This is a genomic window from Parvibaculum sp., assembly GCF_019635935.1.
GTDB lineage: Bacteria > Pseudomonadota > Alphaproteobacteria > Parvibaculales > Parvibaculaceae > Parvibaculum.
Genome location: NZ_JAHBYN010000001.1, coordinates 1,529,853 through 1,540,000, shown reverse-complemented (window position 1 = coordinate 1,540,000; position 10,148 = coordinate 1,529,853). Strand labels below are relative to the sequence as shown.

The following is a 10,148-nucleotide window of genomic DNA, read 5'->3' as shown; positions in this document are numbered from 1 at the left end:
ATCCGCCGAGGCGGCCGTCAGCCGGTTCAGCAGAGGCCGATATTTTTCGAACTCCGCTCTTACCGGCATGAAGTCGAACTCCCGCTCCGATTTTCGTTCCGTGCGCACCCGCGGCCGGATCAGTTCGTCTGCGCGCTCCAGTAGGAGACGCAGGGAATTCTCGCCGTGTCGCAACGATGGGCGTATTTCCGGGCGATCTCGGTCACCTCTTCCATCAGCCCCTCCGCGAGGGTGATGGGGTTGAGGCCGAGGCCGAGGAAGCGGTCGTTGGCGACATGCAGGTCGTTCTCCGCCGCTTCGTTTCGCGGGTTCTCGACAAAGGCGATTTCGGCGCCGGTCATCTGGGCGATCATCTGGGCCAGGTCGCGAACACGATGGGTCTCGGTCATCTGGTTCAGGATGCTGACGCGCTCACCGTTCTGCGGCGGGTTCTCGATCGCCAGTTCGATGCACTTGCAGGTGTCCTTGATGTGGATGAAGGCGCGCGTCTGCCCGCCCGTTCCGTGCACGGTCAATGGATAGTTGACCGCGGCCTGCATCAGGAAGCGGTTGAGCACCGTGCCGTAGTCGCCGTCGTAGTCGAAGCGGTTGATGAGACGCTCGTCCATCGACGTCTCCTCGGTCTGCGTTCCCCAGACGATCCCCTGATGAAGGTCGGTAATCCGCACACCGTCGTTCTTGTTGTAGAAATGGAAGAAGAGCTGATCCTGCGTCTTCGTCATGTGGTAGATCGAGCCCGGATTGGCCGGATAGAGAATTTCCTGTTCGTGGTCGCCGTTCTCGGTCTCGATCTTTACCTTGAGGTAGCCTTCGGGAATCTTCATGCCCGCGGTGCCGTAGCCATAGACGCCCATGGTGCCGAGATGCACCAGATGAACGTTGACGCCGGACTCGACGATCGCCGCCAGAACATCGTTCGTGGAATTCAGATTGTTGTTGACCGTGTAGCGCTTGTGCCGCGACGATTTCATCGAATAGGGCGCGGCGCGCTGTTCGGCGAAGTGAATGATCGCGTCGGGCTGTTCTTCGCGGATCAATGTCAGCAGGCGATGGTAGTTCTCGCCAACGGTAAAATTCAGAAACTGAATATCCTTGCCGGTCAATTCCTTCCATGCCGCGAGCCGGACGCCCAGCGGGCGAATTGGCGTCAATGAATCGACCTCGAGCTCGACGTCGATATTTCTGCGCGACAGGTTGTCGACGATAATCACGTCGTGACCACGTTGGGACAAATGCAGGCTAACGGGCCAACCGCAAAATCCATCGCCCCCCAACACAACGATTTTCATTACAAATTCCTCTTCACTGAAAACACCCGGCTACCACACCCCTGTGGTTCGATTTGCGATCCGGTCCGGCATCCCGCAGGCGCGCCCGGCTCAGCGGGCGTTGAACCATGCCCATGTGCGCTCCAGCCCGTCGCTCAGCGACGTTGCCGGATCGAAGCCGAAGGCCGCGCGTGCCCTCGAAATTTCGCACCATGTTCTGTGTATTTCGCCGGCACGAAATCCTTCGAATTTGATCGGAAGGTCTGTCCGGCCCACCACGCTGCCCATGACACCCAGCAGCTCGTTAACCGTCGTCGGATAACCGCTGCCGAGTTGATAAACCCCCACCGCGGTACTTTCCATTGCCCGGCGTACCCCGTCAACCAAATCTTCTATATACAAAAAGTCGCGGGCCTGTGACCCGTCTCCATAAACAATCAGTTCTTTTCCGGCCAGTATTTGCTTGAAAAAATGCGCGACGACGCTGCCCTTGTGAAAAGACCGAGGGCCATAAATATTGGAGAAGCGCAGCGCGCAACATCCGATACCGTAAGCGCCGGTATAGGCCGACATATAGCCTTCCATGGCGAGCTTTGACGCGCCGTAGGGCGCGAGCGGTCTTGCGACCATGTCTTCATGGACTGGCGGCTCGGCCTCGCCGATGATGGCGCCGCCGGTCGATGCCGCGATCATGCGCGGCGTGTTCCGCTTGCGGCAGGCTTCGAGCACCTTCAGGCTGCCGACGGCGTTGACCTCGAAATTGAAAACAGGATTGTCGATCGAATCCATGACGCGCGTATCGGCGGCCAGATGGACGACGACCTCCTGACCGTCCAGCGCCGCCGCGAGCGCGGCATCGTCGCAGATGTCGCCGTGAATGAAGCGTACGCCGAAGGGTTCGAGATGCCGCCGGTCGCCCATGCTCTCATTGTCGAGAACCGTAATGGCGTAGCCGCCATGCGCGGCGAGATGCGCGGTGAGATTGACACCGATAAATCCCGCGCCGCCCGTGATCAACACATTCTTCATTCTCAATTCGCCTTTCGCTCGGATTTTCCAAGATCTCGAACCCGATCGATCGCCATCGGTTCAATGGCGCGGATGATCGATTGCCGGTTTCTGCTTTCAGTAACGAGAGAATCGTCCCGGCGTCTCTTGAAAATGATCGTGTCGTGCGCGGTTACGTGCTTCCACCCGGCAGCCATGGTCTCGATATTCCACTGCCAGTCCTGAAACGAAAGGCCGTTGGGAATGTCGCGGTGAATGTATGGAATTTCCAGGTGCGCCTCCTTCGGCGCCATGCAAAGCGAGTCGTAGTAGTTGCTGCGGTAGAAGAAATAGGGGGTGAAAATCGGATCGTCCTGATCCGGCTTGACGAAAATCGAATGTCCCCTGTCGAATATCCAGTTGAACTCCGGATGGACAATAATGCGTTCTCCGCGGGCTTCCGCCCCGGCCAGCCGTCTTGCGCCTTCGATCAGCCAGTTTTCGCTGAAAAGATCGTCGGCATCGAGAAAGGCAATCCACCGTCCCTTTACCGTCGACATGATGGCGTTTCGGGTCCGTCCGAGGTCGCGCTGGTCGAGCGACACCTTCGTCCAGTTGTCGAAGGCGGGCTGGGTGAAAAATTCGCGGCAGGCATCCGTTGCGGCGTCGAGCGCAATCAGACGTTCGACGCCGAAGCCGCCGGCTTCCGCGGCGCGGCAGGCCGCTTCGGCGCTCAATACGGTCGGGCCGGCAACGATGGTCTCGTTGTGCGCGGTGACGACTACGGAGATGTCAACGTCCGACATTGTCATTCATGCTTTTCGAGATTGCGGAAATCGTGTTTTCGAGCGTCGAGATTTTGTGAACCTGGCCGGGTGGAACGCTGTACCTCGAAACCAGCTCGTCGATCAGGGCGTCATCTTCGGCGACGACGCCGGCGAGAATATCGAAAGTCCGATAGAATCTTTCGAGCGCAAAACCCCGCCACAGACCTTGCGCGTCCTGCTCGTTGTGGAAAAGACAACCATATAGCCGGATGCTCGACGCGAGCGCCTTGCCATAGGTGCGCATCGAATTCCAGAAGAGCCGGCTTTCCAGATTGAATGCCATATCGGCGCGCAACGATCGCAGGAACTCGACAAAAACGCGTTCACGCGTTCCGGACGGCAGTCCGTTCACGACGGAGGCGAAGCCGATTTGCCGGCAACCGGCGGGCAGGCCGTTCAGTGTGTCCCGGTCTGCAGCGTCGGTGCACAGCACGACAAGTTCTTCTGGCCCATAGATGCCGGCAAGCGCGTTTGCGAGACGGCGGGCCGCCGCGACGGCTTGCGGCCGGTCGCCGCGCGGCAGGACGATCGCGGCGCGCGCCCTGCGGAATTGCGCCGCCTCGTGCAGCCGATGCATCGCAACGATCTGCGGCACCGCCGGGTTCGCGTAAAAAGGAGGCAGATTGACCGCAAGCGTATTTTGCTGTGCATGGGAGATGAGCGGTTCGAAAGCCGCAGCCTTGGCCACCATCTCGCCCAGAACACCGGTCTCGAATCTCTCGCGTATACTGCGGCGGCGTTCGTTCAGCAGGTTTTGCGTGTCCGAGGGAAGCATGCCAAGCATGCCGCTGAGGGCCTCGAAGTCGGGCGACGATTTCGGGCTCCGCCCTTCCCGCGCACCGTATTGCACGTAGTGACGCAACGGGTTCATGCCCGATGCGGCAACGTCCGGGTTTGCGGTGATATACCATTTTGCGTCGAAACGGCCCGGCCGCTTCATCGATATCATTCCGCCCAGCACACGCAGCGGCGTGGGAAGAAACGAGCGACGCCGCCGCTTCCTTCCGCCGCCAATGCCGTGTTCGCCCACACCGGCATTGGGCGCCCGGCCTTCGGCGAAGCCGTATCTGACGTAGTGACGCAGCGGGTCCATGCCGGAAGCGCCGACGTCGCTGTATTTGCTTTTGTACCAGTCGGCATCGAAAATTCCGGCGCGGCGAATTCGGGCCATCTGACGCCATGTCCGCAACACGGGCGGCAGCAGCGACAACGCCGGCGCATCGAGCAAGGCCTCGGCAATGCCGCGACTGCGCGCGGCAGCTTCCTTTTCGCGCGTCAACCGGATCAGGTTCGCGACCTCTCCGTTGCGCTCTTTCAGCCGCGCTTGCAGGCGTTCCCGTTCGGCTTTTTCCCTCGCCGCGTTGTCGCGCGCCTTCTTCAATGCCGCTTTACGTTGTGCCTGCTCTTCTTCAAGCTGCGCGATCTTCCGTTCCCGGGCGGTCGCCGACGCCGTGCGTTTGACAAAGGCGAATGCCGGGGCCGCTTCGTCGAATGCCGCCCTGATCCGGTCGAGCGTTACAAAATCCTCCGGATTCTCGCCTTCGGCCGCCCAGCGGTCGAAAATCGCGAAGGTGTCGCGCAGCCAGCCCGACAGCGACTTGTCTTCGATGACGCGCCGCGGTTCCTCGCGATGATGGCGCAGCTCGCCGCTCAGAAAGGCGTCGATTTCCGGACGGGCGCTTTCGTCCGGCTCCGGGCAGGAAAGCTTCAGCACATCCGCCGCCCGCGCGACAAGTTGCGGCCAGCCGGTCAACAGTTCGTCGTAGCTGCAATGAAAGCGCGGCAGGCCGCGCGACGCCGATTCCGCCTCCAGCACATGACGCAGCCAGAGGAGGCAGCCGAATTCCGGCGCCAGATTGTCGCGTTTCTCGAGCGAGGCCGCCACTTCGAGCGGATTGCGCAAGGGAAGGACGATCAGCGGCCTTACGCCAACCCGGCCGAACACGTCGAGCCAGAACGGCGCGAGGCGGCAAATGCGCGGATCCTTCAGCACAAACAGCGATGCGTTGCCAAACTCCGCGTTCAAGGCTTCGAGCGCGCGCGCCCTGAATTCGGCGGCGGCGGGCGAGGAGTGCCAGTCGGGATCGAAGGCCTGCCAGTCGTCCCAGGACGAGCCGGCAGCGCCCAGAATCGCCTGATTCAAGCGGACAATCGTCTCCGGCTCCCAGAATCCCGCCGGATTGCTTGCCGCCGCCTCCACCAGATTTTCCGGGAGGCCGACGCCCAACATGCTTAATACGCGCGCCAGCGCGCTGGTGCCCGAACGGTGCATGCCCAGAACAAGGACACAGCGGCGTTCGGGAGACACGGCACTATCCGGGCGTACCTGATTTTCGGGGAGATTTTCACTTCCCGTTGGCGTGTCCAGATTGTCCGTCATGGCGTCCCGGTATTTTCATCGAGGTACGTAAATAGAGCCTTCGAGCAGGCCGGGCAAGCATATCGTACCCTGGCGGAAAATCCGGTGCCGGCGGAAGGGCAGCCAAACGACGCGCAGGCTGCCCGATGCTGTGTTGCGATCCGGTGAACGGCGGACTAGCCTCCGAACTCTTCCCCCAACAGGATCAGGGAGCGGAGATGGAAGCCCGGTTGCCGGCCGCTGAAATATGCAAGATCGTCCATATTTCGGCGCGGAAAAAGCTGCTCTACGTGGCTGTACCGAAAGTTGCCTGCACGTCCATCAAGATCGCGCTTTCGCGCGCCGAGAGAGACAACCCGGATTTCAACCCGGAGAAGCCGCACAACCGGAAAGAGAATCTGCTGCAATCGGTATCCTGCAAGGGCGGTTACGAGGCCGCCATAGAGAGGATCAATGCACCGGCGTTCTTCCGATTTACCTTCGTTCGCAATCCGTTCGTCCGTGTGTTGTCGGCCTATCTGGACAAGTTCGCCGAGCGGCAAGGCCCAATCAGGCGTGCCCGCGTCAACCGGCGCGCAAAGCTAGGCTTCGACGCCAGCACGCCGGTATCGTTTACGATGTTTGTCGATGCCCTTGCACAACAAAGAGCGGCCGATATGGACGTGCACTGGAGGGTGCAGACGGAGCAGACGTTGTTCGGTGATATTCGCTATGATCTTGTCGGCAGGATGGAGAGTTTTTCCAGCGACATGGCGCGTCTGGCCGAAAGTACAGGGGTCGACCTTCGCGCCTTGATGCCGCCGCCGCACAATCGTACCGATGCAAAATGCCGCCTGACGGATTTTTACACGCCCGGTATTGTCGACATCGTCCGGCGGGTTTACGCGCCGGACTTCGATGCGTTCGGTTATACCGACACACTTCCCGACCAAACGGTCTGAATGTTCGAGGTTGCGGCACGCCACCGCGAATGTCCGGCGGTCAGATATATTGTCCGCCCGTTGCGGTCGCGCCGGCGCTGTCGCCGGGGAAATAGGTGGCGCCTCCGGCGACCGTGTTGATGACGCCGTTCTGCGCGGTGTGGTATCGCTGGCCCGTGGCGGCGCCGGCATAGGTATTGCCGCCAATCGTCATCGTGCCGCAGGTGCGCGCGTAGGCGAAGGCCGTGCCAAAGGCCGGTGTGCCGGTCAGCGTTATCGTTCGCGATTGCACGAGCACGCCGCCGCCATTGGCCACCCAGTAGTGACGTCCGCCGCCGCCGGAGATCGTGTAGTTGCCGGTTGCCTCGATGGTGCCACCCAATGCCAGTATGTGAGGCGCGGCGCTTCCGATCGTGCCGAAGTCGACATTTCTGAAGCGAAGTGCCGTGCCGTGTCCGGCGATCATCGCAGCGACGTCGTACTGGCCGCTGCCGGTGGTCTGCAAGCGGACGCCGGCGATCGTCCAGGCGCTGCCGATGGCCAGCGATCCGTCGATCGCGCGCGCCGCGCTTCCGGCGATGACAACATTGGAGGGTGTGGCCTCGTCGCCGACGATCTCGACGAAACCGCCGGCCACGGGCTTCAGGACGGCGGCTGCGTGGGTGCCCGCGCCGAGCTGGATGGTGACGGTGAAGCCGCCGAGATCCAGCTCTCCGGCGACGATATCGACGGCGTGCTGGAGCGTCAGGAAGGCGCCGGCGGATGTATCGGAGAGCCCGTCATTGCCGTCGTCGCCGTCGGTGCGGACGTGGAAGGTGCGTGGCGCCGCCAGACGTTCGCGGTAGACCGAGCCTGCGGGAAAGGCGACGCGGGCCGTCGCGCGGTCGATGACGATGGCGTTTTTCCAGACGGTTCCGTCGGCGCTGACCTTGAAGGTCAGATCGTTGCTGCCGGTCAGGCCAAACTCGGCGCGGCCGGACCAGTCGTCCTGGAACAGGAAAGAAGCCGTTCGCTCGGCCGCCGCCTTGTTGACGACAAGGCGCATGTCGCCGGTGCCCGGCATCACGTCGTCGTGAGAGAAGAGCGCGGCGTCGGATTTGACGGCAAGGCGGTTCGTTTCGTCGGCATCGGTGTTGACGCCGAGCATGCTGCCGCCGGTTGCGGCGGCGGCAGCGGGCGCGAAATCGATCCAGCCGGCGGTGGCAAATACGAGCAATGTTTCCTCTGCCTCGACCCAGGCAAGCCAGCCGGTGTTGGGCGCGAGAAAGTGCCAGTGGCCGTCGAGCCAGGCGGCGACCTGTCCGTCCTTGCCGGTCCATGCGCCGGTGGCGTCTGCGGCGACGATGTGGCGCTGGCCCGGCGCGGGTTCGGCGGGTGGTGCGGCGAGATCGCGGCTTTTCACGGCAAGCTGGACAAGCGCATCCAATGTGCGGATCGCTTCATTGTGAGAGACATGCTTTTGCGCCTGGCTCGGCACAATGTAGGGCAGGCCCAGAAGTTCGGTCGTTTCGGCAGACATGATCGTCCCCTTTGCTTCCTCGGATGCGGGGATCGTAGGGTTGGGGGAATGGGGCGGGGATAAGTTTGCCGAACTTCGCAGTAATTGTAGCGCCGCCGTGCCGTCCGGTTGCGCGATCTCCGGCGATGGCTTATCGAGTTTTGGCGCTTTGCGTCCCGATCCGGGGCCGGGCGACGGGAGAACAACGGGCGTGGGAAGCGGCTTCATGGGCCTTGCGACCGGATGGCGTTTCGGCCGGAGAACGTCCCTGTACGCGGCGGCGGGCGAGGGGCCGGATGGGCGTGCATCTGTCCGCCTGACGGCCGCGCATGGCGGACCGCTGGCGGCCGGGCGCTATCTTCTGGACGTGGAGACGCGCGCGCAGGACGTCCCTGTGCTGACGATCGATGTCGACACCGCGCGCGAGGAGGTCGTTCACGCGGTCGATCTCGACTTCGGAAATGCGGACCGCGGCGGGAGAGTGAAAGCCCTTGCGCCCATTGTGCTGACGCAGGACGCGCCGTCGCTGATCGTTTCGCCGGCCCGGCATGGCGACGCTCTTTCAGACGCGCAGTGGCGCCTTCGGGAACGCAGCTATGCGACCTTCTATGGCGGCCTGTCGTTGAGGTTCGCGTGGCGCCTCCTTGCCGGGCGGGCGAGCTATCCGATGTTGCGCGAGGCGATCCGCCGAAACGGGGTCAAGGGCTTCGGCGGCGCGGTGCGCGGCGATTGGGAAGCGGCGCTGGCATTGCCCCGCTCGCGCTTCAGCAAGCGCATGCTCGAATATCCGGAGCGGGTGGGCACAATGGCGCGGGCGGCGGCGATTGCTCCATCATTGCGCGTAATCGGCGACTTGTCGCGCGGTGCAGCGGTGCCGGAAATCGATGCGGCGCTGGTGGCGCGGGCGCGGCTGGCTGGCTTGTCGGCGATATGCCTGCCATGTGCGTGGAGCGACGGGAAACTCCGGCTTGACGATGCCGTGCGGCGCTTTCTCGACAATGCGAATGTAGACGCGGACTTTCCCTTCTTTCTTCGCCGGATCGACGCGCCGCGCGCGGAACGGTTCGACAGAGACAGCGAGATTGCTTTCGTCGAGGCGATTGCGCCTTTTCTGCGTGACCGGCGGGCCTTACGTGTCGATACGAAGCTTGCGCTGGGCACGCCGCCGCTCGCGCAGACGCCGGACGCCGAGGAATGCGCTGCATTGTGGCGCGGTGCCGCGCGCGCGGCCGGCCTTGACGAGATTTTTGTTGTTGGCGCAGATGTGCGCGATGCGGCGGTTCCCGCGTGGGTTCGAGAAGACGAAACAGCGCGCCTGCCGGACACGCCCCCGTCGTGTTTCGGCCGCGCCGTTCATGCGGCGATGGAAGCAGCAAGCCGCGATGCGCGCGACGGGGAACCGGCGCCTTTCGTCGTCGACCTTGCCGCCGGCCCGGACGGAGGTGGATTGCGCCTCGAAGACGACAGCCGCTACGGATATGCCTGGATCGAAGCGCTGCGGGTGGCGCAGGCGCGCTGCGCGGTGGCTACACCCGCGCCGCGCCCGCTCAGCGCCGCGCTTGTCGTTCATGCGTATTATCCCGACGTTCTCGAGGAAATTCTCGCGACACTGCGCAACACGGCGACGCCACACAGGCTGTACGTCACCACGACGACGGAACGCCGGGCCGATATCGAACGGCTGCTTGTGGCGTCGGGACGGGATTATGCGCTGCGCGTGTTCGACAATCGCGGGCGCGACGTTCTGCCGTTCCTCAAGCTTTTTGACGAACTGCGCGGCGAGGGGCTCGACCTTGTCGCAAAAATCCACACCAAGCGGTCGCTGCATCGAAAGGACGGCGCGAAATGGCGGCGTGCGCTGGTCGAACCCCTGTTCGGGCGCGACAACTTCGAGCGGATCGTCACCGCATTCGAGCAGGACGTTGCGCTCGGCATGATCGGGCCGGACGAACATCTGACCGGGTTGCGAAACAACATCCTTGCAAACGAGGCGCGGGTATTCGGGCTTGCGCGCCGTCTGGGGCTGACGTCGCGCGATGTAACGCAGGGGAGCTTCCTCGAGGGCTCGATGTTCGTCGTGCGGGTGCAGGCGCTCGCGCCGCTGATGAGCCTCGCGATCGGCGAGGACGATTTCGAACCCGAGGCCGGTCAACTCGACGGCACGCTTGCCCATGCGATCGAACGCGGACTGGCGCTCAGTGTCGTTGCCAGCGGGATGCGCGTGGCGGGCGTCGAGGATGTGCTGCGGCGGCGGTCTGTCCTCTGGAACATGTCGGGCTGATGCCGTCC

At 62.9% G+C, this 10,148-nt stretch carries 8 protein-coding genes (1 of these 8 only partly in view); 2 read left to right on the top strand and 6 right to left on the bottom strand.

All coding sequences use genetic code 11. The features are described from left to right. The 5 genes from KF719_RS07720 to KF719_RS07700 form a co-directional block, all read right to left on the bottom strand. Positions 1 to 69: the beginning of a class I SAM-dependent methyltransferase gene (locus KF719_RS07720; protein WP_293508141.1), read on the bottom strand. Its footprint begins 1,074 nt before the window's first position; only the first 69 of its 1,143 coding nucleotides appear in the window; the start codon lies at positions 67 to 69; its stop codon lies off the left edge, out of view. Positions 70 to 119: 50 nt separating this feature from the next. Beyond that, on the bottom strand, positions 120 to 1,289 hold the full coding sequence (locus tag KF719_RS07715; protein WP_293508140.1) for an NAD-dependent epimerase/dehydratase family protein: 1,170 nt from the start codon (positions 1,287 to 1,289) through the stop codon (positions 120 to 122). A 90-nt stretch (positions 1,290 to 1,379) separates the two neighbouring features. Further along, a complete protein-coding gene (locus tag KF719_RS07710) occupies positions 1,380 to 2,297 on the bottom strand; it encodes an NAD-dependent epimerase/dehydratase family protein (RefSeq protein ID WP_293508139.1) in 918 nt (305 codons plus the stop codon). A gap of 2 nt (positions 2,298 to 2,299) precedes the next feature. After that, complete coding sequence (locus KF719_RS07705) at positions 2,300 to 3,061, bottom strand: glycosyltransferase family 2 protein (RefSeq protein ID WP_293508138.1); 762 nt, start codon at positions 3,059 to 3,061, stop codon at positions 2,300 to 2,302. Then, positions 3,048 to 5,390 carry a hypothetical protein gene (locus tag KF719_RS07700; protein WP_293508137.1) on the bottom strand — a complete coding sequence of 781 codons (2,343 nt, stop codon included), beginning with the start codon at positions 5,388 to 5,390 and terminating at the stop codon, positions 3,048 to 3,050. Before KF719_RS07700 ends, KF719_RS07705 begins: the two co-directional genes overlap by 14 nt. 269 nt (positions 5,391 to 5,659) lie before the next feature. Here KF719_RS07700 and KF719_RS07695 point away from each other — a divergent pair, with 269 nt between their 5' ends. Continuing rightward, positions 5,660 to 6,382: a sulfotransferase family protein gene (locus KF719_RS07695; protein WP_293508136.1), complete on the top strand. Its 723-nt coding sequence runs from the start codon at positions 5,660 to 5,662 to the stop codon at positions 6,380 to 6,382. Between the two features lie 40 nt (positions 6,383 to 6,422). On the opposite strand, the gene KF719_RS07690 is transcribed toward KF719_RS07695, so the two are convergent. Next, positions 6,423 to 7,880: a DUF2793 domain-containing protein gene (locus KF719_RS07690; protein WP_293508135.1), complete on the bottom strand. Its 1,458-nt coding sequence runs from the start codon at positions 7,878 to 7,880 to the stop codon at positions 6,423 to 6,425. A gap of 205 nt (positions 7,881 to 8,085) precedes the next feature. Here KF719_RS07690 and KF719_RS07685 point away from each other — a divergent pair, with 205 nt between their 5' ends. Next, complete coding sequence (locus KF719_RS07685) at positions 8,086 to 10,140, top strand: rhamnan synthesis F family protein (protein ID WP_293508134.1); 2,055 nt, start codon at positions 8,086 to 8,088, stop codon at positions 10,138 to 10,140. Positions 10,141 to 10,148: the final 8 nt, after the last annotated feature.

What these genes read in the sequence shown, in the direction of transcription:
- KF719_RS07685 (WP_293508134.1), top strand. Translation starts at nt 8,086, where the DNA reads ATGGGCCTTGCGACCGGATGGCGTTTCGGCCGGAGAACGTCCCTGTAC.
- KF719_RS07715 (WP_293508140.1), bottom strand. Translation starts at nt 1,289, where the DNA reads ATGAAAATCGTTGTGTTGGGGGGCGATGGATTTTGCGGTTGGCCCGTT.
- KF719_RS07705 (WP_293508138.1), bottom strand. Translation starts at nt 3,061, where the DNA reads ATGTCGGACGTTGACATCTCCGTAGTCGTCACCGCGCACAACGAGACC.
- KF719_RS07690 (WP_293508135.1), bottom strand. Translation starts at nt 7,880, where the DNA reads ATGTCTGCCGAAACGACCGAACTTCTGGGCCTGCCCTACATTGTGCCG.
- KF719_RS07710 (WP_293508139.1), bottom strand. Translation starts at nt 2,297, where the DNA reads ATGAAGAATGTGTTGATCACGGGCGGCGCGGGATTTATCGGTGTCAAT.
- KF719_RS07695 (WP_293508136.1), top strand. Translation starts at nt 5,660, where the DNA reads ATGGAAGCCCGGTTGCCGGCCGCTGAAATATGCAAGATCGTCCATATT.